We start from the raw sequence: 25,028 nt of genomic DNA, 5'->3' as shown, positions 1-25,028 counted from the left end.
TATTTTGCTACATCATACCCGGGACAATGATTGCCAAAAAGATCAGGGCAATTAAGCTATGTTTTACCCAGTAATAAAGGGTCCGGTTACGCTTTTTCAGCTTCTGTCCGGCATCGCGAACAGCATTAACGTATTTAAAAATCCGGTTAATGAATCCCGTTTTGTCATTCTCATCATTGGGCGAGGCGGCTGCCGACATTAATGTATTGCCAACCCAGTGATTAACCGCCTGTGCCCAGCGCCATTTCATCGGCCGCTCAATATCGCAGAACAGAATAATGCGCGTTTGCTCGCTTTCATTCTGCGCCCAGTGCACATACGTTTCGTCAAAAATCACCGCCTGACCATCGCGCCAGCTATGGCGCTGGCGATCCACTTCGATGAAACAACGGTCGTCATTGGGCGTCACCAGGCCAAGGTGATAACGCACCGATCCCGCGTAGGGATCGCGGTGTTTACCTAAATGACTGCCTGCAGGCAGTTCTGCAAACATGGCTGCTTTGATGGACGGGATCTGACTCACCAGTGCCGTGGTCACAGGACACAGCTGCTGTGCTGAAGGGTGCACATCGCTATACCACTTAAGGTAAAAACGTTTCCAGCCACGTTTAAAGAAGGTGTTAAAACCTGCATCATTATGGCTTTGTGCCGCTTTGATGTGATCCTGAAGCCGTATCGCCTCCTCACGGATAACCTCCCAGTTATCGGTAAGCTGACGAAGTTCAGGAAAATCATCCGTCGGGAAATAAGGCTGTTTTGCCGGCAACCTGGAGAAGCCCGTCATAAACATATTGATGGGCGCCATAAAGGTCGAGTGATCAAATAACTGACGTGAAAACTTTTGCTTTTCTACACCGCGTGAGTGCGCATAGATAACGCTAATAATAAAAATACCAATGATAATGGCAGCCACCATACAACGTGTTCCTTGTGTTGCAAGAATGGAGTGTTTCTTGCGAAGAGTTATTGGGACTTTAATTTTTAGTATTGAAACGTAAAAATTTTTGTCATGCAGTGCGCTTTGCGTTATCACTCATGGCGAATAACGGCAGGTTGTTTAGTAAAGGTTTATAAAACGGAAGCGATCTGTCCGCACAGCGCGTCAGATCATCGCAATAACACTTCAACATCTGCCAGCATGTAAATAAATGTCGCGAGGCCGAAGCCTCGCGAATGTGTATGCATGCTAATCGTAATACGCTACCTTGCGATCGACGCCGTTTATATTCATCAGCACAAATCCGGTCGGCGTTGTTTTATTTGTCGGCGAGCCTTCTGCGGTCGCCAGGGTTACCACCCCTTTTTCATTGGCACCCAGCCCCGCTACACCATTGTGAAGACCAAAGCGCGCAGCGGGTTTTAGCGTCCCGACTTTTGTGACGTCATCAACCTGAGACATATCACTCTGGAAAAGTGAGCAGGATCCGGTGTCAAAGCGCGTCGGCCCGGTCGTTTTCAGGTTAAACATGGTCTCACCGCTGTTAGCGCGCAGCTTGACCCACACGCCAGCATAGGTGGTGCCCACCCGGTTGTAGCGAATATCCATAACAGCAGGTTGACCCATGTGGCAGGCATCCGCCCAGACGGTATCCAGCCGTTGTAGGTTGATCCACGTTTTCCCTGTACCCGGCATGTTAACGGGTGACGTAGCAGTCCCCGAAGGCGTGGTGTTATCCGCTTTGCCAATCAACTCAATAACCCATTGCTGATTGGGTGAAGGGAAAAACACCTGGCCCAGGCGATACCAGTTATCCGTCGCAGTATTATTCACGACTTTATAGCCACTGAAGTACCCTGCCCGTAGCGATCCACTCATAAACGTGCCGTAGTTCTCGTCGCGGCGATAGCCATACTCGAAAGTAGAAAGCCATTTGCCCGTGACCAGATCCTGGCTGAGCTTTGCGCCCGCCTGCAGGTTAATATGGCGCATTACCACGCGCGCATTATTGAGGATTAAAGGTGCACTACAGTCTTCGACGTTGAGCGTATCAATTGTCCAGCCGCCATCAGACAGATCGCCGGGATTACGCGTATGTTCAATCCACACGTTGCGCATAATCGCCTGTGTCATGCGCGGCATATAAAGCGTGGCATCGCCATAGCCTGTCTGGAAATTCGCGTTGCACAATTCAACCGCCGTGGAGTGATCCCACACGCCATTGGGCGAATTTGACCAGCCAATATCAAACACCCGTGAGTAGGTGGTATTGGTGTAGATTTGCTCAAACTTACTGTCGAGCGTGTCCTGCAGTTTAAAAATCGTGCCGCCACTGCGCTGGCCGCGAAAACAGCTAATATTGACGATTTGCCCTTCCACACAGATATTTTCAAAGAAAGGCTGAGTGTTGCTGCACATCTCAGGGGTGATGGTGGCTTTATTGGCAACAATATCCGCGCTGGCTTGCCCGTCCCAGGTGATACCACGGATCGTCGTCCTGCGGGCTTTAACCTTAAACAGCGTATTGGCGCTTTTGTCGGAGATAAGGGTTGTGCCAGGCAGAGAACCCAGCGCCAGGTCATCGCCGGCCAGACCAAAGAACGGCATTTCTGTATCACTCAGGTCCATTGGCATGATCAGGAAACGTCCGCCGGGAAAACGGACCGGTAAACCTTTCATATTTTGGCTGTAAGTTTGTGACCAGCCAAGAATACGTTTAAACGCATCGGTGTCATCGGTTACGCCATCGCCTTTCGCGCCAAAATGCAGGATGTTAACTTCACGTGGATCGTTAATCGAACGCTTCCAGTAAAAGTTATTGCCAACGGCGACTGTACCGCCATCGTCTTTTAACGTGGTGGTGCCGGTGAATCCCACAAAATCACCGCCGCCCCGGAAACTGGAGTCTTTGTCGTAGTAGCGTTTTAACACGGCAATTTCACCTGCTTTTGACGGCACGGTAGTACGCAGCTCAGCAAATGAGTTGACTTCAATCATGATATCCTCCTCAGGATAAGGGTTTATAAATCAATTAGTTAACTATTTTGACGATGAGGGGTGCCCACAGAGGGCATCCCAGAGATCGTTATGGGCATTGATGGCGCGCACAGTGCGAATGTCTGCCTTCTGCGCGTCATCGCCATGGGTGTAAATAGGGGAAAAGAGAATGCAGGCTGAATCGTTAGAGATGATGGGTTCAGGGCTGGTTATATTTGGACTGCTGCAACTTGTCGCGAGCAGCAGCATCATCAAGATTGAGGTTATCAGTCGCCACACGCTTCGCCTCCTCACTATTGTGTTGCTGTTGATGAGTAATCTTCGTCAGGCGGTCTGCCTCTTGCCTGGCCCCCTCGGCTTCTGACTGCGCCTGCTGTTGCACCTTGCCAATTTTTTTGCCACCAAAGTAACTGGCTCCCAAAGCCGCCATCAGCGCACCCAACGCAGCCAACCAGTGCCAGCCGCCGTTGGTTAACAGAGAAAAAAACGTCATGACTCCATCTCCTTACTTTGCCGTTTTTCATTGAGCAGGGTTTTCTGGCGAACAAACTGCGCAATCACGCCCATCGCCACCATGAAGGCACCGATAAGACCCAGATAGTTGTGGGGAAGAATGCTTTTTACGTCCTCCGGTAGCGTTTGCCAGGCATTGAGCGCAGAAGACGGAAACGACTGAACCCAGGCACTGAGCATCGATCCCAGCGAGGCAAGCCATACAGACCAAGTTTTAAACAACAATTTGGCGTGAGAAACAAACTGAAGCGTGGTGAAGCGCTGCATTAACAGCAAAATAATAATGACGCTTAACACCGCGATAATGAAAAGTAACCATCTCATAGTAACCCCCGGTAGACGTCATAGTTTCCGCTGCGCATCACTTCGGCATGACGCCGGACACGGCCCGGTGTCTGCCGCGCCCACAGGCTGTTGAGCATGGCCTCACCGGCCTCAACAAAGTTTTCCTGAGCAATCGCGTTGAGCATGTTTTTAAACTGCAAAATGCCATCTACGCCAAGCTGATAGGCCATACTCATCAGAACATCGGTACGCGCCTCATTACATTTCTCCAGCGCCAGCTTAATGGGCGCACGGCTTTGCATATCTGTGATCTTGTTTTCCAGAATGCATTGCTTCCAGACATCCCCGACCCGCCGGGGAACCCGCATGACATAGTTACTTAGCGATGCGCCTTTCGGGCCAATACGGATGCCGCCTGCAACGGTAGGAAACCCCAGCGTATCGAGATACGGCATTTCTGCGTAACCCTCTTCAAAATTCAGAATTGCAATAATCTGGCTCATAAAAACTCCTCATAGACGATGCAGACATAACCGACCGGACTGACAAAACATAAAACAAACTGATTAGTGCAGGGATAAACGCAGCGGCGATGTCGGGTGAACATGCAGCAGCATTGAAGCATTTACAAAAGGTCAGAAAGGATGGAGATGTCTGCGACAGGCGTAAAATCAGTGACGAAAAATTCGTTCAACGGACCGCATAGAGATGAACATGTGGCAGGCAGCAATTATCAAATCCTGATATCTCCTGGCTTCTCAGGCGCGGTGCGGCAATCGCGCGATCAACAGCCGATATCACTTGCCGCTGACAGATTTGCTCTGCGCGGCGAAGCGTGCGGGTTTCGGGTGGACAGTTAAGTGCTTCGTCAATACTGTGTTTGAGACGGTTAAGAGGTTGACGCCGCTGATGACGGCGAGTTCGTGCATTGCCTGTAAAAACGCTTTTGCCATACTGGATTATCGCCATAACTCCTCCTGTGAATGAGTCTTTGGCGATAGGGTGGCAGGCAAGCATTTTCGCTCCGTTGAACACGCCTGAACGTCGCGGAATGCTGTTCACAGGCACTCCTCCCGGCTGAATAATCAGTCAGGTGGAAGGGTAAGCAAAGGGTTCGGGCGGCATCTGATGACACTGCACGGTACGCATCCACCCCATCCCAAAGCTCATTAGCGTTGGGGGGTTGATTCGCGCTTGTGCAGCGCCTCAATTGTTTAAGAGCGTTTCATCCTGGAGGTAACAACTTTCTTCGTCCCTGCTCAAATTATTAACAGGTTCTTATGCTTTATCAAACACCACTGGTTAATTTATTTTTTACCATAAGTTAACTTTTTGAATTTAGACCGATTATTTTTTTCACTTAAGGATCATCAGTCTGACTGAATTGCCTAACCCAGAATATGATACTGCCTGGCCTGGCTCATGATCACCTTTGCCAGAACGGTTAAACTGCCCGCATCATTCCGGTCCAGATACCAGGTTTCGTAACGTTTATTATCTGAGATAACAGCAATTCTTTTATGCTGCAGTTGCAGGCGTTTGAGGTAAAGTCTGTCGTCCAGCGTAAAGATGTAGATGCCATCTCCGTCGAATGTCTGCACGCTAATGTCCACAAACAGCTGATCCCGTGGGGCAAATGTGTCTGACATGGCATCGCTGTTCATTGCGATTAACCGAATATGATCGGCCGGGCGGCCGCTGAACAAGATGCGGGCTTCCTCCTGCCCGTATTCGATAGCCTTAATCGTTTCAACGAAGTCATCCCCGACGGGAACCCCCATTGCTGACGTTTGCCCCAGGTCAAAACTGTTAACGCGAAACGTGCTTTTTTGGCACGGCATATCCTGCAGTAAATACGGTTCCGGGGTCTGCTCCATGCCATATTGCAACCATTCTACTCTGACACCCAGTAACTGGCTGAGCGCCAGAAGATTGCCGTTATCGGGCACGGACTGCGCGTTAAACCATTTCCACACGCCGGGTGCGGAAATCTGACAACCCTGCTGTTGCAGCGCACAGGCGACCTGCTTATTTCGGCCATGACCGGTGATGCCCGCACTTTCACACGCGGCGATCAGCCTGGCAGTGAACGCTTGTTTGATACTCTCTTTTTTAACCATCAGTTAATAATCAACCATGAAAGAGGTGCTGAATGTTATTTTCGTTATTGCTACCAGTTCATTTTATATTACCGCCCGTTGACTACCTAACGGCATTGCCAGGCATTTTTGATTATTGTTAACCGTTATTATGCCAAGCGAAGCATAAAATCAGGCGCTAAGCCGCGTCTGACCTCACCTTTCAGTAATCTTGTGTAAAAAATTGCGCCCTACCTTCATCGTTTCTGATGAACAACCTCCCTCTTACTGACTAAAAAGCGGCCAACAGGCGAAAAACTCTACCATTGAGTGGTGCGAAAAAAGCCATCTAAAAAAAACGGGAGCCTGCACAGGCTCCCGTTTTATTCACTAAAATGCGGTTATGCACGCAGGCTGTCGTCTCCCCAGCCAATCCATTTATAGGTCGTCAGCGCCTCCAGGCCCATTGGACCACGGGCATGCAGTTTTTGCGTACTGACCGCGACTTCCGCGCCCAGACCAAACTGTGCCCCGTCGGTAAAGCGCGTGCTGGCGTTGACGTAAACAGCAGACGAGTCAACCTGCTTAACAAAGCGCGCGGCATTTTGTGTGCTGCGTGTCAGGATAGCGTCTGAGTGCTGCGTGCCGTGCTCGCGAATATGCGCGATAGCTTCATCCATATCGGCAACCCGTTTAACGTTGAGATCAAGCGACAGCCATTCATCGTCGTAATCGCCCTGTTGGATGGCGGTAACGCTGGCCGGTCCCTGCTGCAGTTCACTCAGGATACTGGCATCAGCATGCAGCGGAATGTTCTCCTCTGCCATGCGGGCCATAAAAGCGGGCAGAAAGCGCGCCGCCATGGCCGCGTCGATCAGCAGAGTTTCGAGGGAGTTACAGGCACTCGGACGCTGCTTCTTGGCATTTACGATGATATCCAGCGCGGCGTCGATATCCATCGTGTCGTCGATATACATATGGCAAACGCCAATGCCGCCAGTAATCACCGGAATAGTGGAGTGTTCGCGACAGAGTTTGTGTAGTCCGGCGCCCCCTCGCGGAATCAACATATCCACATAGCGGTCCAGTTTTAGCAGTTGATTGACCAGTTCCCGATCCGGATTCTCAATCGCCTGAATGGCAGCTGATGGCAAGCCGTGCTGCTGCAAAGCGTTTTGTATTACCCGGACGGTAGCCGCGTTCGTCCGCCATGTCTCTTTCCCTCCACGCAGGATGGCCGCATTGCCGGTTTTCAGGCACAGGCTCGCCACATCCACCGTGACGTTCGGACGCGCTTCATAAATGACGCCGATCACCCCTAACGGCACCCGGCGGCGCTCAATGCGCAAGCCGCTGTCCAGTAAACCACCATCGATCACCTGCCCTACCGGATCGGCGAGCCGACAAACCTGGCGAACATCGTGGGCAATCGCACTGAGGCGCGCGGGCGTCAACGTCAGGCGATCGAGCAATGCGGCGCTCATGCCGTTCTGCCGCGCCTCAGCCAGATCCTGCTCGTTTGCCGCCAGGATCCCCTCGCTTTCTGCCTCAAGCCGATCGGCGATAGTCAGCAAAACCTGATTTTTTTCTGCCGCAGACAGATCCGCCAGTTTCCAGGCCGCGGCGCGCGCCGCCTTTCCCATTTCTTCAAGCATGTGTACTCCTTAACTGACGATCATGTCGTCGCGATGCACGGCAACCGGCCCGTATTCGTAGCCCAGAATCTCGCTTATCTGTTGACTATGGTGACCCGCAATCATGCGCATCGCATCACTGTTATAGCGCGAGACGCCGTGCGCAATATCGCGCCCCTGCAAACTGCGGATACGGATCACTTCACCACGGGAAAAATTCCCCTGAATCTCGCGGATCCCTTTTGGCAGCAGTGAACTGCCGCGCGCAATAATCGCAGCAAGCGCACCGTCATCCACGGTGATCTCTCCGGCGGGCGGCGCACCGAAAATCCAGCGTTTACGGTTTTCCAGCGGCGTCTGCTGAGCATGAAACAGTGTACCGACGGGCTTGCCCTCAATCACATCGTTGATCACGCCATGACGACTTCCGGCCGCAATAATGACATCAATACCGGCCCGGCAGGCGACATCGGCAGCCTGCAGCTTCGTCGACATGCCGCCCGTGCCCAACCCGGATACGCTTCCGCCCGCCAGTGCGCGCAGTGCGTCGTCAATGATATGCACATCGCTGATTAACTGGGCATCCGGATTACTGCGCGGATCGGCGGTAAACAATCCCTGCTGATCGGTCAGTAGCAACAGTTTGTCTGCCCCGCCCAGCATTGCCGCCAGCGCAGAGAGATTGTCATTATCGCCCACTTTAATTTCCGCCGTGGCAACGGCGTCATTTTCATTGATGACCGGCACAATGTGGTTGTCCAGCAAGGCCCGTAAGGTATCGCGGGCATTGAGGAAGCGTTCGCGATCTTCCATATCAGCACGGGTCAGTAACATCTGCCCGATATGAATACCGTAAATGGAAAACAGCTGTTCCCACAACTGGATCAGACGACTTTGCCCCACCGCAGCTAACAGCTGCTTTGAGGCGATGGTAGGCGGCAGTTCGGGGTAACCCAGATGTTCACGACCGGCCGCCATCGCGCCGGAGGTCACAATCACAATACGATGGCCGGCGGCGTGCTGCTGCGCGCACTGACGCACTAATTCCACCATATGTGCCCGGTTTAACCGACGCGAACCGCCGGTAAGCACGCTGGTACCCAATTTGACCACAAGGGTCTGACTGCCACTCATGTTGTCCTGCCGTAAAAAATTTCTGTGAACCGACTTTTTAACAGGTGCGGTGAGGGAAGCCAACAGCCAGTAAGGGAAAAGCTGCAAATTTTGCAGAGTGCGGAGTAGACCAAAAGTTCCCCTTTAACAACAAAACATAAAAGTTGTCATAAAAACTTCATCATTCATCGGTAAAAAGTCGGTGTTTTACAAATATTTTCACTAATGCCTCAAAAGTTTTCTTGATGTAACAAGGCGGCAAATGAATGCCCCCTGGTGCGTTCACTGAGCGACCGGAGAATAAGGCAGCCCTGCCTGCAGCAAGAAAATAGTGAGGATATAAGCATTTTACTCATTGGGATTGATAGCAAATGAAGAAAAGTACACTGGCAATCGTTGTCTCTGCTCTGGCGCTGACCTCTGCCGCTCAGGCCGCTGAAGTTTATAACAAAGACGGTAACAAGCTGGATTTCTACGGTAAGGTAAAAGCCGAGCATTACATGAGCGATAATGCTGGTCAAAATGGCGACAAATCTTATGTGCGTATCGGTTTCAAAGGCCAGACGCAGATTAACGATATGATGACCGGTTATGGCCAGTGGGAATATCAGTACAATGCTAACAACTCTGAAGGCAGCGATGCTAATACAGGCAACAAAACCCGTCTGGGCTTTGCCGGTCTGAAATTCTCTCAGTACGGTTCATTCGACTATGGCCGTAACTACGGCGTACTGTATGACGTTGAATCGCTGACTGACGTCTTCCCGGAATTTGGTGGTGACGGTACAGCCCGTACGGATAACTTTATGGCGCAGCGCGCTTCTGGCGTCGCCACTTACCGTAACACCAACTTTTTTGGTCTGGTCGATGGTCTGAAGTTTGCCCTGCAGTATCAGGGTAAAAATGACTCGACTTCCGCAAACAGCCGTACCGATATTACACGCCAGAATGGTGATGGCTATGGTGCCTCACTGGGTTATGCGATTGCTGACTCTGGTGTGAGCGTACTGGGTGCAATCACTTCTTCTGACCGTACCAATTCACAACAGGCGGGTGCCTATGGTCATGGCGATAAAGCGACATCATGGGGCACGGGCCTGAAATATGATGCCAACAGTATTTATCTGGCCGCGATTTATACCGAAACCCGCAACATGACGCCTGTCAGTGGAACAAACCGTGTCGCTGGCGGCTCCGTTTCGGGCTCAGCCAACAAAGCAGAAAACCTGGAGCTGGTTGCACAGTATCAGTTTGACTTCGGCCTGCGTCCTTCTATTGGCTACGTGCAGACCAAGGGCAAAGATATCGAAAACGGTATCGGCAACGAAGACCTGGTTAAATATATCGACGTGGGCGCCACCTACTACTTCAACAAAAACATGTCGACGTTTGTGGATTACAAAATTAACCAACTGGATAAAGACAACAAGCTGGCGCTTAACAACGATGACATCGTTGCTGTCGGCCTGACCTACCAGTTCTGATGAATCTGAGCTTCGCCTGACGAGAGAGGCTGTCGAAGGAATGACGGCCCGCGTGATGGAGAGGTTTAGTGCTTTACCCTCAATGTGAATGTGTCTGTTAAAAGGGCGAGTGACCATCACTCGCCCTTTCCTGTAGGGCAATCTGAGCGGGATCGATCCTGACAACAAAGCCCCCGCAGGGGCTTCAGTTTCAGGCGCTGAGTTTTATCGGTTTTTCATCGAAGTCACTGGCGGGCACCAGATCCAGTTCAAACTCTTTCAACGTCTCTTTTAAACGGCCATGGAAATTACGCAGCGTTTCTTCCACGCGGGCTGAATTATCTTTGCCCTTGATCGTGGCGACAGACCAGTCGCCCTCTTTATCAAACAGGCCAATATGATACACATAGGTAACGTGATCGGCTTGCGCTTCCAGCTCCATCCACCAGCCCCAGAACTCTCGCAGCTCAGGCGCAGGTTTAACATTTACGCAGGCAGCCAGGCAGTCGAAGAAGAAGCGATTTTCACTACATTTTCCATCGCGTATGTAAGGTCCCAGTTCCGTGAAGCGTTTAAGCAGGCGACTGCGGGGATGACCACTCGGTAACGTCATGCTAATTCTCCATTAGGACAGGCTTTATATCTCGAACCGCAGCAGCCATGCTGCATTGTCTTGCAACGATCCGAATGATTCCAGCTAGTAGTTGTAGCAAACACTGTCAATTTTGCCAGCTATCTTTTTAAACGTTGTGCAAGCCAGTCGCAGATTTCATTCAGGGCGCTATCGAAACTGGCCGCTACCGGTTTTACCGGAATTAACAACGCTTTACCTTGTGGTGAAGAGCTGGCAATCAGTTTGCTTTCCTCCTCAGGGCTGAAGAGATCGTTGGACCAGTATGCGGACAGCATGGGCGTGGCAGTTCGACGTCCCAGTAGCCCCTGATTTTTCAGCGAGTAGCTGAGCAGTTCCGCCCGCAAAGCGCTGTCTGTACTGCCTGCCATGCCAAGCCGACTGGCCAGCATGTCCATATACATATCCGGTACTTTGTTCTGCAAGGTATTTTGTGTCAGCAGGCTGTGTACGATGGGCCCGAGACAGGCTACGGCTCGCAGACGCGGCGCTTCCAGATAGGCCAGACGAACGGCGACATTGGCACCGAAGCGAAAACCCAGCGCCGCTACGCGCGTGTGATCGATCCACGGAACAGAAGCCAGATCGCGCAGCACCTGCTGATGCAGAAAGCTGGTATCCTGGCTGAGCTTCCACTTGATGGCGTTCCCGACGGACGGCATATCCAGCGTCAGCATAGCGATGCCGCGCGGCGCAAGATAATCGTGGAAGAGACGATAGTGGTCAGTTTGCAGCGAGTCCAGCGCACCGCAAAACATCACGGTGGGATAAGGGGCTTCCACGCCAGGCGGCATATGCAAAAAACCGCTGACGGGGCTGCCTCCTTCAATGTGGAAGGTCAGCGTTTTGAGTTCCCCGGGTAAGCGGCGGGTCGCTTCTTCATAAGCGCGGCTGGCCAGGGCCTGCGCCTGATCCGCCAGTTCATCGCCTTTAATATAGGGGTACGCGGCCACACTGTAGAGATGAGACGCGTGCAGCCAGTCATGCCCGGCCTGGTCGTGGGCGTCCTCTTTCGCGTCCAGTGCACGTTGTTGCCAGCGACCTGCCTGTCTGCTCCACTCGTAGTTCCAGTTACCGTTGCGATAACCTATTACCGTATCCAGTAGCGCAGGGTTGGTGTGCTCAACATCGCTGATTGCAATACGCGCCAGTACCTCGCTGATCTCCTGCGCGGGCACGCCCCGCCATGTCCACATCAGCTTATTAAGCATCCGATACCAGCCACGCCGACTGTCGCCATCCAGGGCAGAATGCACTTCATGCGTGGCATGCCGACGCAGGCGTACCAGCGACGACGTTTCGGGATGTTTAAAGCGAGGTTTAAACAGCTCAACGCTCAGGTTTTTGCCAGACATATCACCTCTCTAACAACACAGACAGCAGCAGTTAAGTTTACTGTACTGCACGGCAAGTCGCGAGGCGCAGAAAGCACAACGCCCGGAAAACCGGGCGTTGTTTGTGTTGCGTCAATCAGCCTTTGACAATCGGTGGAATATAAACCACGCCCATGTCCCATGGCTGTTCGATCCAGGTGTTCTGCGGAATATCAACGATATAGTCGTCAACCAGCGCACGTCCGGCAGGCTTTGCAAAGATGGTGCAGAAGCGCGCTTTCGGATACATCTCACGGATGGCTTGTGCGGTACCGCCGGTATCCACCAGGTCGTCAATCACGATAAAGCCTTCACCATCGCCTTCGGCGCGTTTCAGGACTTTCATTTCACGCTGATGATCGTGGTCATAGCTGGAAATACACACGATATCGACATAGCGAATACCCAGTTCACGTGCCAGCAGCGAAGCCGGTACCAGACCGCCGCGACTCACTGCAATAATGCCTTTCCACTGTTCAACAGGCAGCAGGCGTTGAGCCAGTTTACGGGCATGAATCTGCAGCATGTCCCAGGTAACGACGTATTTTTCGCTCATAAATAGGAATCCCAGCCAGTCAGTGTGGCTTAAAAAATGTGCAACGGGGAAAAGGTTGCGCGAGATTATAAGGACATGACGCGCTAAAAACCAGCACCTGGCGGCTGGTTGCGGTTTTTTAGCGCGGTGAATGACACACAGAACGAAAAACAGTGATATTCTCGCCCTATCTCGTCAGTTCACTGACGGCGATCTTTCACTGGAACTTCGCACTGTCCGGCAAAGCCGGCGCACTGACACAGGAGACTTGTCGTGTCTGAATTGTCTCAACTCTCTCCACAGCCGCTGTGGGATTTTTTCGCCAAAATCTGCTCGATTCCTCATCCCTCTTTTCATGAAGAAGCGCTGGCTAACTACATTGTTAACTGGGCCAAAGAACAAGGCTTCTGGTGTGAGCGCGATCAGGTCGGCAATATCCTGATTCGTAAACCTGCGACCGCCGGTATGGAAAAACGCACGCCCGTGGCCCTGCAGGCACACCTTGATATGGTGCCGCAGAAAAATAACGATACCGTTCACGACTTCACCAAAGATCCTATTCAGCCGTATGTCGATGGCGAATGGGTGAAAGCGCGCGGGACGACGCTGGGCGCCGACAACGGGATTGGTATGGCCTCGGCCCTTGCGGTACTGGCGGACAACAGCCTGACCCATGGCCCGCTGGAAGTCCTGCTCACCATGACCGAAGAAACCGGTATGGACGGTGCTTTTGGTTTACAGCCAGGCTGGCTGCAGGCTGACATTTTGATCAACACCGATTCGGAAGAAGAAGGTGAGATCTACATGGGTTGCGCAGGCGGCATCGATTTCATCACAACCCTGCCCCTGACGCGCGAAGCGGTTCCTGCCGGTTTTGAAACCCTGAAGTTCACCCTGAAAGGGCTGCGTGGCGGTCACTCGGGTGCGGATATTCATATGGGCCTGGGGAATGCCAATAAGTTGCTGGCCCGTTTCCTGACCGCGCATGCGGCAGAGCTGGATCTTCGCCTGATTGCGTTCACCGGCGGTACACTGCGCAACGCGATTCCTCGCGAAGCCTTTGCAACCGTTTCTGTCGACAGCAGCAAAGTGGATAACCTCAAATCAGCCGCCGCCAGCTTCCTGGCTGCGGTACAGAATGAGCACGGCGTGAAAGAGAAGAATATTGCTTTCGTCAGCGAGCCGGTTGCCCATCAGGGCGAGGCGCTGAGCCGTGAAAGCCGCGATCGCTTCCTGAATTTGTTAAACAGCACCCCGAACGGCGTGATCCGCAACTCTGATGTCGCCAAGGGCGTTGTGGAAACCTCACTCAATGTGGGCGTTGTGACGATGGATGCCGACAAAGCGGAAATTAACTGTCTGATTCGTTCGTTGATCGACACGGGACGTGATTATGTGGTGCAGATGCTGACCTCACTCGGCCAGCTGGCGGGCGCGCAGACCAAACCAAAAGGCGGCTATCCTGGCTGGCAGCCCGATGCCGACTCGCCCATCATGGCCCTGACGCGTGAAACCTATGTCGCCCTGTTTGGCAAAACACCCAATATTCAGGTGATCCACGCGGGTCTGGAATGTGGCTTGTTTAAAAAGCCCTATCCCAACATGGATATGGTTTCGATCGGCCCAACCATCACAGGTCCGCACTCCCCCGATGAGCAGGTCCATATCGAAAGCGTTGGCCTGTACTGGAAGCTGCTGACTACACTGCTGAATGTGGTGCCGGAGAAATAAAATCCGTACGCCATAAGATTAAGGGCTTATGTTCTGCATAAGCCCTTTTTTTGCGCCTCGCTCGCCTTTCCGCCGTCACACTTGCCCGAGCATTAGCTTTCGTCACCCGTCGCTAAAACAGTTTAAAGCGTTTCTCCGGGGTGCAGATTGGCATTTTCTGTTGCAACGCCAGTGTAATAATGTCGGGAATCCCTCTTTTCCCGGCCGCGTTTTAACACCCTTGCGCTAGTCGGGAATCGTTCGTCTGACACGACCCGAGGACGCATGAAGACCTTATTACTCACCAAAGAAGATGTCCGACAGCTCATCAGCATTGATGATGTCATTGAAGCCGTCGACGAAGCCTACAGGGCCTTTAACGGCGGCCTGGTGGAACAGCCTGACTATATCGGCCTGCACCTGCCCGCCCCCCGTGGCGAGATTGATTTTAAAACCTGCTATTACCGCACCAACGAACTGATTTCGATGAAAGCCTCCTCCGGCGGTTTTTCAGAAAACCCGTCCCGTCCTGGTCTGCCGGGCAGTATGGGCACGATCATCCTGTTTGATGCCCAAAGCGGCGCCCTGTGCTGTGTGATGGACGGTAGCCTGATTACCGGTCTGCGAACCGGTGCGTCGGGCGCTGTTTCCGTCAGAGCACTGGCACGTAAAAATGCCAAAAAAATCGCCGCGATTGGCACTGGCAATCAGGCGAGAATGCAAATCCAGGCGATCGCCCGGGTAATGGATATTGAGGAAATCCATGCCTGGAGCCGAACGCCAGCCACCCGTCAGGCTTTCAAAGCGGACATTGAAAGCACCACAGGTATTCCGGTCATTATCGCGGACAGCTGTCAGGCGGCGGTCGGGCAAGCCGATATTCTTATCACCACCACCCGGGGCAAAGGACCGCTGATTGAGGCCGACTGGATTCCGCCCGGCACGCATATCATCGCCATTGGCACCGATCAGCGCGGTAAACAGGAGTTTGACCCGCAGATTTTTAGTCGGGCAAAAGTGATCGTGGATTCCCTGCCCCAGTGCACGCAGAAAGGAGAAACCTGGCATGCGCTGGACAGAAATATCATCAGTGAAAACGCGATCCATGCCGAAATCGGGGAAATTTTGTCCGGGATGAAACCGGGCCGGGAAAACGATCGGGAAATTATCTTCTTTGACTCCACCGGGCTTGCCATTCAGGACAACACGACAGCCGGGCGCATTTACCGCAAGGCCCTTGAAAAAGGCTACGGAACCGGATTTGCATTTTTTGAATAACGTTTCGTTCAGACGAAGGTAATGTATATGACGCGTTCGTACCCCACCCTGCAGGACATTCATGACGCACAGCAGCGCATCGCTGCCCATATTCGCCATACGCCGTTACTCCGCGCTGAAAAAATTGAAAAACGGGTCGGCTGTGAGCTTTACCTCAAGCCGGAGACGTTGCAGATTACCGGCGCGTTTAAAATACGGGGCGCACTGAATAAGGTCCTTTCTCTGCCCGTTGAGGCGTTTGCCAACGGCATGATTTCCAGTTCATCAGGCAATCATGCCCAGGGCCTGTCTTATGCAGGCAGAATGCTGGGCGTAAAGGTCATTCTGGTGCTGCCGGTCACAACGCCGAAAATCAAAATCGACAATACGCGCGCCCTGGGCGCAGAGGTGATTCTCTTCGATGGCGACAATGCGTCCCGCTGGAAGAAGGTGTATGAAATTGCCGAGCTCAACAATTATGCGGTGGTGCATGGCTTTGAAGATCCGATGGTCATGGCGGGCCAGGGAACGATCGGCTGCGAAATCCTGCATGATTTGCCGGATGTGGATACCGTGATTGTGCCGCTGGGCGGTGGCGGACTTCTCTCCGGTGTGGCGACCGCAATCAAAGAAAGCCGCCCTGCCGTCAGAGTGATTGGCGCGGAACCCGCTCTGACCCCGAAATATTACCAAAGTCGGATCAACAAACAGCCAACGTCACTGCCGCTGCTCAATACTATTGCGGATGGCTTAAGACTCAGCGTGCCGGGCCGCAATCCCTACCCGATTATTGAAAAGTACGTAGATGAGATTGTGCTGGTTGACGACGAGCATATTACTCAGGGCATGCGGGTGCTGGCCAGTGAGGCAAAATTGATTGCCGAGCCCGCGGCCTCCATCGGCCTTGGCGCGTTGCTGGCGGGAGCGGTCAGCCTGAAGCCCGCTGAGAAAGTCTGCGTACTGTTAACAGGCGGTAACTGGGATCTGGCCGACCTCGCCGAAATTTATGCCGTGAAGTAACCGCGACGGATGCGATGCGTTCTTGCGCGTGGTGAAGTCTGCGACAAAACCACGTCGCATTTTCCGATCCTGAGATAAAAGCGCATCCGTTTAAAAAAGACTGACGCCCAGGCGCAGCATAATCCGCTGGGTTAAGGCGACTTCTTACCGTTAAATCACCAACTTGCCGCGCTTAGTCAGCTTTAGCCGCCATTATGTCCAGATGTCTGGATGGCTAATAAATTTCTGTGCTAACTTATGCGCTTTCGTTAGTTGCCGCACCGGTAGCTTCGGGAAAAAATGCGATCAGTGACTTTAATGGAGAGCTCCGTGATGCGTGCAGTCAATCGCCTTGAGATGCGTAACATCTCTATCGATTTCGGCGGATTTGCCGCGTTAACCTCAGTGGATTTTCTGACGGAAGGTCACTCGGTTCATGCCCTGACCGGGGCCAATGGCGCGGGTAAATCCACCCTGATGGCGGTACTCTCCGGTGCCCACAGCCACTATCACGGTGAGATTCTGCTGGACGGCCAGCCCGTGTCGATTCGCAGCCCGCGTGACGCCAAAAAGCTCGGCATTCACCTGGTGCAGCAGGAAGTGGATGTTGCGCTGGTGCCCCAGTTAAGCGTGACCGAGAACATTCTGCTGGATCAGCTGGCCGAACCGGGCCATGGCTTTCGCTGGGGCGATATGCGTCGTCAGGCGCGAGACCTGCTGGCGCAGCTGGATGCCACGATTGATGTCAGACGCCCGGTCGAACGTTGTTCGCTGGCGGAAAAGCAGCAAATCCTGCTGGCCAGAGCCCTGTCGCACCACTGCCGCTTTCTGATTCTCGATGAACCCACTGCCCCACTCGACCAACACGAAAGCGAGCGCCTGTTCGCCGTAGTTCGTCGCCTGCAGACCAGCGGTATTGGCGTGATATTTATCTCTCACCGTATTCACGAACTGAAAGCCATCTGCGATCGCCTGACGGTACTGCGCGATGGCCGCCTGGTGGAAAGTAGCCCAATGGCTTCCCTGAGCGGTGAGCAAATCGTTGAAAAAATGCTGGGTCATCCGTTGACCGATATCTATCCTCCGCGCCGGCCATTGCAGTCCTCATCCGTACTCATGGCGGTGGAAGGATTACATGATGAACACCTGCTCCAGGATATCTCACTGCGTTTACACAAGGGCGAGATTCTGGGCATTGCCGGACTGGCCGGGGCTGGCAAAACCGAACTCTGCAAAGCGTTATTTGGTGCCAGTAAAAGCCGGGTTGCCCACGGTGAACTGCACGGTAAACGCTGGAAACCGCGATCGCCACACGATTCCGTGAGTCAGCGCATGGCACTGGTGCCGGAAGAGCGCCGCAAAGAGGGCATCTTCATTGACGAATCGGTGGCGATGAACCTCAGTATCAGCGCAGACGACAGTTTTTCCCGCTGGAGCCTGTTCGGCCATCGTCAGGCCTGGCGCTGGGCGGAAGCGGTGATCCGTCGTCTTAACGTGCGTACGACTGGCCCCGCCCAACCGTTACGTCGGCTTTCCGGCGGCAATCAACAAAAGGTGGCGATTGGCAAATGGTTACGCAATAACGCCGATGTCCTGATTTTCGACGAACCGACCAAAGGCGTGGACATAAAAGCCAAAACGGAACTGTTCACGCTAATCAGCAACCTTGCCCATGAAGGCAAAGGGATTATTTACGCCTCTGGCGAATTTTCTGAACTGGTCGGCTTATGCGACCGTATTTGTGTGCTCTGGGACGGACGTATTGTGGCGGAATTAGACGGACAACGCGCCACGGAAGAGACACTTTTGCTCTATTCCACCGGAGGAACCCCTGCGTGAGCAGTAAAGAGTTAGCCCTGAATTCCGCATCGCCATCGCTGCGCCATCAGCTGTTCGATTTCCTCTATAAGTGGGGCATGTTGCTGACAGTGGTGATATTGATCGCTGCCTTTGGCCTAGCTTCCGACAGCTTTCTGGAGCCGAACAATATCATCAATATTTTGCGGTCTATCGCCATCGTAACCGTGATTGCCGTGGGCGTTTCTGTATCCCTGACCGTTGGCGGCTTCGACCTTTCGGTGGGCTCTACCGCGTCACTGGCAAACGCCCTGGTCATTTCGCTGTTTGTCTGGTACGGCTTCGATACCACGGCGGCGATCGCCATCACTCTGGCGCTGTGCACGCTGGTGGGACTGTTTAACGCCTTTCTGATCGTCGTGCTGCGCATTCCCGACATGCTGGCCACGCTGGCCACCCTGTTTGTGATTCAGGGCGTTGCCATGACCTACAGCTTTGGCGGCTCGATTACGGAAAACATGGTGCTGCCCAGCGGCGATATGGCGGAAGGCACCATTCCTGCTGCCTTTAACCTGCTGGGTCAGGTACCCACGATCGTGATTATCATGCTGGTGGTGACCGTGGTGGCGCAGCTGGCGCTGTCGCTGACCAAACATGGCCGCCGCATGTATGCGCTGGGCGGAAATCCCGAAGCCGCCCGGCTTTCCGGTATTCGCACCACGCGTTATCGCGTTCTGGCTTATGTGATTGCCTCACTACTGGCCGGACTGGGCGGTATTCTGCTGGCCTCACGCATTGGATCGTCCCAGGTTAACGCCGGTAGCGGTTATCTGATGGACGCCGTGGCTGCCGCCTGGATCGGTTTTTCACTGGCCGGCTCCGGTAAGCCGAATGCGCTGGGTACGCTGGTCGGGGCCATCATTTTAGGGGTTCTGCAAAACGGCCTGGTAATGTTATCCGTGCCCTATTACGCCATGGACATTATCAAAGGATTAGTGCTGGCCTTAGCGCTGGCCATCACTTATGTACAGCGTCGTTAAGACGCGTTCTTCTACTGGAGTTAAGAATAATGAAAAAGATAACACTCTCGCTGCTGGCCCTGAGCCTGTTAAACGCCAGTGCCGCGTTTGCCGACACCATAACACCTGTTCCTGCCGCCATCGCCAACCATGAAGGGCCGATTCGTATTGCCGTCATCCGTAACCTCGGTTCCGACGACAACACGACCCAGTTTGTGGCAGGCGCGATTCAGCAGGGTCGCCAGTTGGGCTTCAAAGTCAGCACCTTCCTCAGCAACGGTGATGACGCGCGTTTTCAGGATTTTGTTAATCAGGCGATCAGCCAAAAATACGACGGTATTGTGCTGTCACACGGCAAAGCGCCCTATGCCAGCGCACTGGTAAAACGCATCGCTGACGCGGGCATTAAAGTGTCGGTATTTGACACACCGGTAGACAACCCGATTCCCGGCGTGACGGTGACCGCCCAGGATGACGCCTCGCTGGCGCAGCTCTCCCTGGGGCAGTTGATCAAAGACTTCAACGGCAAAGCGAACATCGTGAAGTTATGGGTCGCCGGTTTCCCGCCGATGGAACGCCGTCAGGTGGTGTATGAAAAATTATTAAAAGAAAACCCAGGCATTCATCAGCTGGAGTCCATTGGTGCCGTATCAACGGATGTCCAGGGCGACACGGCCAACAAAGTGGGCGCGATTCTGGCGAAATACCCGAAAGGCAAGATTGACGCCATCTGGGGCGCATGGGATGCCTTCAGCCAGGGCGCGTATAAAGCGTTGCAGGAAAATGGCCGCACCGAGATCAAGCTGTACAGCATTGATGTTTCCAATCAGGATTTGCAGCTGATGCGCCAGAAAGGCAGCCCGTGGGTGCAGACCGTCGCGGTCGATCCGAAAACTATCGGTGCCGTGAATATGCGCCTGGTGGCGAACAAGATCGCCGGGGAAACCACGCCTGCGACGTATGAATTTAAAGCGTCGTCGATTTCACAACAGGCGCTCGACAGCCATCCTGGCGCAGTGAATGTCGCGTCGCTTAACAAGATCATTCCGGGCTGGGGCAGCAATAACGATTTTGTCCAGCCGTGGTTTGCGACGCTGGAAGCAAAATATAAGAAGTAATGGGTTGTTGGTGGCGCTTACGCGGGGCGGTTAATTCGCTGCGCGAGGTGGCTGGTTTGTGTCGCTGACGGCTTGTGAAGCGCTGAGGGGGGTTCGCTCGCCAGGCGGCCGGGAGTTTCAGTCTGCCCTGTGCGGGCGACTAACAAGGGCTCCCGTCCTGCCCAACTCCCCCGCTTTGAGATTTGCGTCTGTTCAGCCGTTTTTATTGCTTTGGATACAGATAATGAGTTGCAGTGATGCTTGCGCGAGCAGGCGTTGAGAAGGTTTGAGTCGCTGACAGCTTATGAAGCGCTGAGGGGGTTTCGCTCGCCAGGCGGCCTGGAGTTTCAGTCTGCCCGGTGCGGGCGACCGACAAGGGGCCGCCAGCCGCCGCGGCCCCTTGACCCCGGGCTCCCGTCCTGCCCACCCGCCGCTTCGCGGTGCCTTCGCTCCTTCAGGATTTCTGCGGACCGCCAGGACGCGCCATCCGTGGCGCGGCCCGGCTCTCGCCGACGTCCTGTCGGCTCATCCGGAAATCCCTCATCCGCTCAGCGGGTGGGAAGGCCGCCCAACTCCCCCGCTTTGAGATTTGCGCCCGCTCAGGCGTTTTTATTGCTTTGGATACCGATAATGAGTTGCAGTGATGCTTGCGCGAGCAGGCGTTGAGAAGGTTTGAGTCGCTGACAGCTTATGAAACACTGAGAGGGTTTCGCTCGCCAGACGGCCTGGAGTTTCAGCCAGGCCGGTGCGGGCGACCGACAAGGGGCCGCCAGCCGCCGCGGCCCCTTGACCCCGGGCTCCCGTCCTGCCCGCCCGCCGCTGCGCGGTGCCTTCGCTCCTTCAGGATTTCTGCGGACCGCCAGGACGCGCCATCCATGGCGCGGCCCGGCTCTCGCCGACGTCCTGTCGGCTCATCCGGAAATCCCTCATCCGCTCAGCGGGTGGGAAGGCCGCCCCAAACCCCCGCTTCACTATCTCTGTGTTAAAGCCACTTCCGGTGTCGCTGTAGGTGACCGGAAAGTCCTACAGTCTGCTGGTTTTGAATCAATGCCTGTTTATAAAAACTTTTTTGAATCCCACTGTACACATTCACTACAGACAACACCCGCTTTTAAAAGAAACCAGGACTGACAGGCGGGGGTTTTGCTGCCGGCATCCGGCGCGCTGAGGAGGGAACGGAGGCCAGGACGGAGCGGCAGGGATGCCGCGCAGAGGACGGCTGCGCCAGGGACGGCGCATCCGGACGGTCCGTCAGGCCGCAGTGAGTGACGAAGGAACAGCGACGGCTGACGGCCGCCGGGATTGTTAAGGGGCTGGCGCGAGCCCCTTAACCCGGCCGCCTGCACGGACTGGCTGAAACTGCCATCGCCTGGCGGGCGGAAAACTCCCGGTGTACGACCGTAATCACCTCCGCCCCTTGGACAAACAGACAAATCCTCAGACAACACCACATCAGTAACACGATCACACAGGCAGGGGTTTCCTGGCGGCATCCGGCGCGCTAAAGAAAGAGCGGCCGCCGGGATTTTTAAGGGGCTGGCGTAAGCCCCTTAACCCGGCCGCCTGCACGGACAGGCTGAAACTGCTATCGCCTGGCGGGCGGAAAACTCCCGGTGTACGACCGTAATCCCCCCCGCCCCTTGGGCAAACAGACAAATCCTCAGACAACACCACATCAGTAACACGATCCCACAGGCAGAGGTTTCATGGAGCCGGAGCACAACCGTAATCCCCCCACTCAACACGAAAGCGCCCCCTCTATAATCCCAGCAGCAACTGTCTCTCCAGCTGCGGATCCACCAGCGTCACATGCAGCCCCACCAGCCGGACGCCACGTCCGGCGCGGCGCTCGTCCCAGGTCTTACGGGCCACGGCAATCATGTCCTCTTTATTGAGCACGGGCCAGACATGTTCCTGAGTGGTCTGCTGGAAATCACTAAACTTCAGCTTCACGCCCTGGCGCGCAATGTGCTTATCGGGTCGAATCTGCGTCAGGCGACGATCAAGCTCGGCATAGAGGTAATCAATAATTTCCAGACAGCGCTCCCAACTGTCGATATCGTCAGCCAGCGTCCGCTCCACACCCAGCGATTTCCGTTCGCGTTCAACCACCACGCCCCGTTCGTCAATGCCGTGACTGCGCTCCCATAACACTCTGCCGAACTTGCCAAAACGCTTAAGCAGCAGCGCCAAATCGGCTTTTTGCACGTCCGCGCAGGTGTGCAGACCCAGCTCTTCGAGCTTTTTTGCTGAAACTTTTCCTACACCGGGAATTTTTGCCAGCGGTAAGGCCAGCAAGAAATCGGACATCTGGGCCGGTGTAATCACATACTGACCATCAGGCTTGTTTAAATCGGAGGCGATCTTGGCAAGGAATTTTATGGGCGCGATGCCCGCAGAGGCGGTGAGCTGCGTTTCGCGAAAAATGGTGGCGCGGATGTCCTGCGCGATAAGCGTGGCCGATCCCTGACAGTGCTGGCTGTCGGTGACATCCAGATAGGCTTCGTCCAGTGAGAGTGGCTCAATGAGCGAGGTATAACGCGAAAAGATGGCGCGGATCTGACTGGAGGCTTCTTTATAGACGTCATACCGTCCGGGCAGTAGACGCAGATGCGGACAAAGCTTTAAGGCCATACCGGTCGGCATCGCGCTGCGTACGCCATATTTGCGGGCCGGATAATTAGCGGTACTGATAACGCCACGTCGATCGCGGCTGCCGCCGATGGCCATGGGAATATCGCGTAATGAGGGATCGTCACGCATTTCCACCGCCGCAAAAAAGCAGTCCATATCAACATGAATGATCTTACGCATCGCCCCTCCAGTACTGGATAAGTATACAGTTCGGAAAGGCTTGTGCAATATTTCTTGCAATAACAAACAAAGTTTACAAATTTTTGGCGTCATTCCGCCAAAGAAATAGACATTTTGCGCCGTGCTGTATTGCTAAAAAAACAGACAATGTTTAATGTTGCGCTGCGGTAGCGGAAAGTTCCGATAATGCAAACAGAGGCGCACATAACGCGCCATTGTTCTTCTTCACTTCAAGGTATACACAGCATGGGCAAAATCGCACTTCTGTTTGCGATGCTTTTACTGCCAGCCCTCAGCATGGCAATGACTCCCGAGCCGGTTCAGCAACTGGCCCCTGTGAGTAAAGAGTTAAAGAAACAGCTAATCGGCACGCCGGTTTATATTCAGATCTTTAAGGAAGAGCGGACACTTGAGCTGTACGGCAAGATTGGTAACGAATACCGCTTGCTGGATACTTACCGCATCTGCAATTTTTCGGGCGGTCTGGGTCCAAAACGCCGTGAAGGCGATTTTAAAAGCCCGGAAGGTTTCTACAGCGTAAAACTGAATCAGCTTAAACCGGACAGCCGTTTCTATCGCGCGATTAATATTGGCTTTCCGAATCAATACGACCGTGACCAGGGCTACAGCGGCAACTACCTGATGATTCACGGCGACTGTAAGTCAATTGGCTGCTACGCCATGACCAATGCCTATATGGATCAGATTTTCACGTATGTGAACGCGGCATTGCGTAATGGTCAGCAGGAAGTGAACATTGCAATTTATCCGTTCCGCATGACGGACAGCAACATGCAGCGCCATCGTTATTCGACCTACGCGGATTTCTGGAAGCAGCTTCAGCCGGGTTATGTCTACTTTGCGAAGTACCATCAACCGCCGACAGTCAATGTCGCCAGCGGCAGATATGTGATGAACAGCAGCCCGGTCATCACCCAACCCGAAGCGGCATCACAGTCGTTCCTGGCGCTCTCCAAGGTAAAATAAGGCCCACTCGCCTGGCACGATCCGGTGCCAGGTTTCATTCCCCGTCAGCGGCTGTGTGGCAATGACCGTGACCACGTCGTTCGCCCCGGTATGTTTCTGGAAATCAATTTCCACATCCTGATCGAGCAACTGCGCCCGGCCAAAAGGGGCACGGCGGGTGATCCAGAACAGATTGGTCGAGCAGAAGGCCATCAGATAGCGCCCGTCCGACAGCAACATGTTGAACACGCCCTTTTGCCGCAGCTCGCTCGCCAGCTCGCCGATGTAGCGGAAGACCGCAGGCCAGTTTCCCGGCGTGCGCGGATAGCGCGTGGCCAGCTTATGCAGAATCCAGCAAAAGGCCTTTTCGCTGTCGGTTTCGCCTACCGGCCGAAACGTGCCGGTTTCCAGTTGCCGGTAACCTTTCAGTTGTCCGTTGTGGGCATAGGTCCAGTTACGTCCCCATAACTCCCGGGTAAACGGGTGCGTATTTTCCAGCGAAACCGGGCCGCGATTCGCCTGGCGAATGTGCGCCACGACGGAATGGGATTTGATGGGATATTCCTGCACCAGGCGCGCAATGGGGGAATTAAAACTCGGCAAGGGATCTTTAAAGGTGCGGCACCCTTTATCTTCATAAAACGTAATGCCCCAGCCGTCTTTATGCGGCCCTGTTCCGCCGCCGCGCTGCACCAGTCCGGTGAAACTAAAACAAATATCGGTGGGAACGTTAGCGCTCATCCCGAGCAATTCGCACATAGCAACCGCCTTAGAGTAAAAGCCTCCTGTCGCTCAGGAGGCGACACACG

The 25,028-nt window shown here is 53.9% G+C and carries 22 protein-coding genes; 8 read left to right on the top strand and 14 right to left on the bottom strand.

The genetic code is table 11. The features are described 5' to 3' along the window. Positions 1 to 7 precede the first annotated feature (7 nt). The 9 genes from lpxO to proB all read right to left on the bottom strand — a co-directional run bounded on the left by lpxO (position 8) and on the right by proB (position 8,579). A complete protein-coding gene (gene lpxO / locus G5574_RS17970; protein ID WP_033738574.1) occupies positions 8 to 916 on the bottom strand; it encodes a lipid A hydroxylase LpxO in 909 nt (302 codons plus the stop codon). A gap of 270 nt (positions 917 to 1,186) precedes the next feature. Then, a complete protein-coding gene (locus tag G5574_RS17965; protein WP_033738573.1) occupies positions 1,187 to 2,935 on the bottom strand; it encodes a glycosyl hydrolase family 28-related protein in 1,749 nt (582 codons plus the stop codon). Between the two features lie 199 nt (positions 2,936 to 3,134). Beyond that, on the bottom strand, positions 3,135 to 3,428 hold the full coding sequence (locus G5574_RS17960) for a hypothetical protein (RefSeq protein WP_033738571.1): 294 nt from the start codon (positions 3,426 to 3,428) through the stop codon (positions 3,135 to 3,137). Then, positions 3,425 to 3,772 carry a DUF7940 domain-containing protein gene (locus tag G5574_RS17955; protein ID WP_006118062.1) on the bottom strand — a complete coding sequence of 116 codons (348 nt, stop codon included), beginning with the start codon at positions 3,770 to 3,772 and terminating at the stop codon, positions 3,425 to 3,427. The genes G5574_RS17960 and G5574_RS17955 overlap by 4 nt, the downstream gene beginning before the upstream one ends. Next, the gene (locus tag G5574_RS17950; protein WP_033738569.1) at positions 3,769 to 4,236 is read right to left on the bottom strand and encodes a lysozyme family protein; all 468 of its coding nucleotides are present in this window, start codon (positions 4,234 to 4,236) and stop codon (positions 3,769 to 3,771) included. The genes G5574_RS17955 and G5574_RS17950 overlap by 4 nt, the downstream gene beginning before the upstream one ends. 187 nt (positions 4,237 to 4,423) lie before the next feature. Further along, positions 4,424 to 4,702 carry a transcriptional antitermination N peptide gene (locus G5574_RS17945; RefSeq protein WP_072193621.1) on the bottom strand — a complete coding sequence of 93 codons (279 nt, stop codon included), beginning with the start codon at positions 4,700 to 4,702 and terminating at the stop codon, positions 4,424 to 4,426. Between the two features lie 419 nt (positions 4,703 to 5,121). Continuing rightward, a complete protein-coding gene (locus G5574_RS17940; protein ID WP_039338546.1) occupies positions 5,122 to 5,853 on the bottom strand; it encodes a S24 family peptidase in 732 nt (243 codons plus the stop codon). A gap of 359 nt (positions 5,854 to 6,212) precedes the next feature. Beyond that, positions 6,213 to 7,466: a glutamate-5-semialdehyde dehydrogenase gene (gene proA, locus G5574_RS17935; protein ID WP_006118058.1), complete on the bottom strand. Its 1,254-nt coding sequence runs from the start codon at positions 7,464 to 7,466 to the stop codon at positions 6,213 to 6,215. Between the two features lie 9 nt (positions 7,467 to 7,475). Beyond that, positions 7,476 to 8,579: a glutamate 5-kinase gene (gene proB / locus G5574_RS17930; protein ID WP_058702747.1), complete on the bottom strand. Its 1,104-nt coding sequence runs from the start codon at positions 8,577 to 8,579 to the stop codon at positions 7,476 to 7,478. 350 nt (positions 8,580 to 8,929) lie between these two features. On the opposite strand from proB, the gene ompC reads away from it, so the two are divergent. Next, positions 8,930 to 10,042 (top strand): porin OmpC, encoded by a 1,113-nt coding sequence (ompC, locus tag G5574_RS17925; protein ID WP_110268574.1) that lies wholly within the window; start codon positions 8,930 to 8,932, stop codon positions 10,040 to 10,042. A 190-nt stretch (positions 10,043 to 10,232) separates the two neighbouring features. Here ompC and crl read toward each other — a convergent pair whose 3' ends face one another. The 3 genes from crl to gpt all read right to left on the bottom strand — a co-directional run bounded on the left by crl (position 10,233) and on the right by gpt (position 12,581). Beyond that, positions 10,233 to 10,634 (bottom strand): sigma factor-binding protein Crl, encoded by a 402-nt coding sequence (gene crl / locus G5574_RS17920; RefSeq protein ID WP_006118055.1) that lies wholly within the window; start codon positions 10,632 to 10,634, stop codon positions 10,233 to 10,235. A 119-nt stretch (positions 10,635 to 10,753) separates the two neighbouring features. Continuing rightward, positions 10,754 to 12,007, bottom strand: a complete 1,254-nt coding sequence (gene frsA, locus G5574_RS17915) for an esterase FrsA (RefSeq protein WP_110268573.1) — start codon at positions 12,005 to 12,007, stop codon at positions 10,754 to 10,756. A 115-nt stretch (positions 12,008 to 12,122) separates the two neighbouring features. Continuing rightward, positions 12,123 to 12,581 (bottom strand): xanthine phosphoribosyltransferase, encoded by a 459-nt coding sequence (gene gpt, locus G5574_RS17910; protein WP_164482998.1) that lies wholly within the window; start codon positions 12,579 to 12,581, stop codon positions 12,123 to 12,125. A gap of 252 nt (positions 12,582 to 12,833) precedes the next feature. Here gpt and pepD point away from each other — a divergent pair, with 252 nt between their 5' ends. The 6 genes from pepD to G5574_RS17880 all read left to right on the top strand — a co-directional run bounded on the left by pepD (position 12,834) and on the right by G5574_RS17880 (position 20,460). After that, positions 12,834 to 14,291: a beta-Ala-His dipeptidase gene (gene pepD, locus G5574_RS17905; protein ID WP_033738557.1), complete on the top strand. Its 1,458-nt coding sequence runs from the start codon at positions 12,834 to 12,836 to the stop codon at positions 14,289 to 14,291. 264 nt (positions 14,292 to 14,555) lie between these two features. Then, positions 14,556 to 15,548: an ornithine cyclodeaminase family protein gene (locus tag G5574_RS17900; RefSeq protein ID WP_164482997.1), complete on the top strand. Its 993-nt coding sequence runs from the start codon at positions 14,556 to 14,558 to the stop codon at positions 15,546 to 15,548. A 27-nt stretch (positions 15,549 to 15,575) separates the two neighbouring features. Beyond that, positions 15,576 to 16,547, top strand: coding sequence for a threonine/serine dehydratase family protein (locus tag G5574_RS17895; protein WP_164482996.1), 972 nt, complete (start codon positions 15,576 to 15,578; stop codon positions 16,545 to 16,547). Positions 16,548 to 16,859: 312 nt separating this feature from the next. Further along, positions 16,860 to 18,365, top strand: coding sequence for a sugar ABC transporter ATP-binding protein (locus tag G5574_RS17890; RefSeq protein ID WP_164483255.1), 1,506 nt, complete (start codon positions 16,860 to 16,862; stop codon positions 18,363 to 18,365). Beyond that, positions 18,362 to 19,363 carry an ABC transporter permease gene (locus G5574_RS17885; RefSeq protein WP_164482995.1) on the top strand — a complete coding sequence of 334 codons (1,002 nt, stop codon included), beginning with the start codon at positions 18,362 to 18,364 and terminating at the stop codon, positions 19,361 to 19,363. Before G5574_RS17890 ends, G5574_RS17885 begins: the two co-directional genes overlap by 4 nt. Positions 19,364 to 19,392: 29 nt before the next feature. Beyond that, positions 19,393 to 20,460: a sugar ABC transporter substrate-binding protein gene (locus G5574_RS17880; protein ID WP_039338561.1), complete on the top strand. Its 1,068-nt coding sequence runs from the start codon at positions 19,393 to 19,395 to the stop codon at positions 20,458 to 20,460. Positions 20,461 to 22,197: 1,737 nt separating this feature from the next. Here the strand turns inward: G5574_RS17880 and dinB are convergent. Then, positions 22,198 to 23,253: a DNA polymerase IV gene (gene dinB / locus G5574_RS17875; protein WP_006118046.1), complete on the bottom strand. Its 1,056-nt coding sequence runs from the start codon at positions 23,251 to 23,253 to the stop codon at positions 22,198 to 22,200. A gap of 246 nt (positions 23,254 to 23,499) precedes the next feature. Here dinB and dpaA point away from each other — a divergent pair, with 246 nt between their 5' ends. Then, positions 23,500 to 24,240 (top strand): peptidoglycan meso-diaminopimelic acid protein amidase, encoded by a 741-nt coding sequence (gene dpaA / locus G5574_RS17870; protein WP_033738547.1) that lies wholly within the window; start codon positions 23,500 to 23,502, stop codon positions 24,238 to 24,240. Here dpaA and G5574_RS17865 read toward each other — a convergent pair. Next, positions 24,205 to 24,978 carry a class II glutamine amidotransferase gene (locus G5574_RS17865; protein ID WP_006118044.1) on the bottom strand — a complete coding sequence of 258 codons (774 nt, stop codon included), beginning with the start codon at positions 24,976 to 24,978 and terminating at the stop codon, positions 24,205 to 24,207. The genes dpaA and G5574_RS17865 overlap by 36 nt on opposite strands. Positions 24,979 to 25,028 lie beyond the last annotated feature (50 nt).

The organism is Pantoea stewartii (assembly GCF_011044475.1).
Classification (GTDB): domain Bacteria; phylum Pseudomonadota; class Gammaproteobacteria; order Enterobacterales; family Enterobacteriaceae; genus Pantoea; species Pantoea stewartii.
The sequence above is the reverse complement of the archived record's forward strand: the minus strand, read 5'-3'. Positions and strand labels throughout refer to the sequence as shown.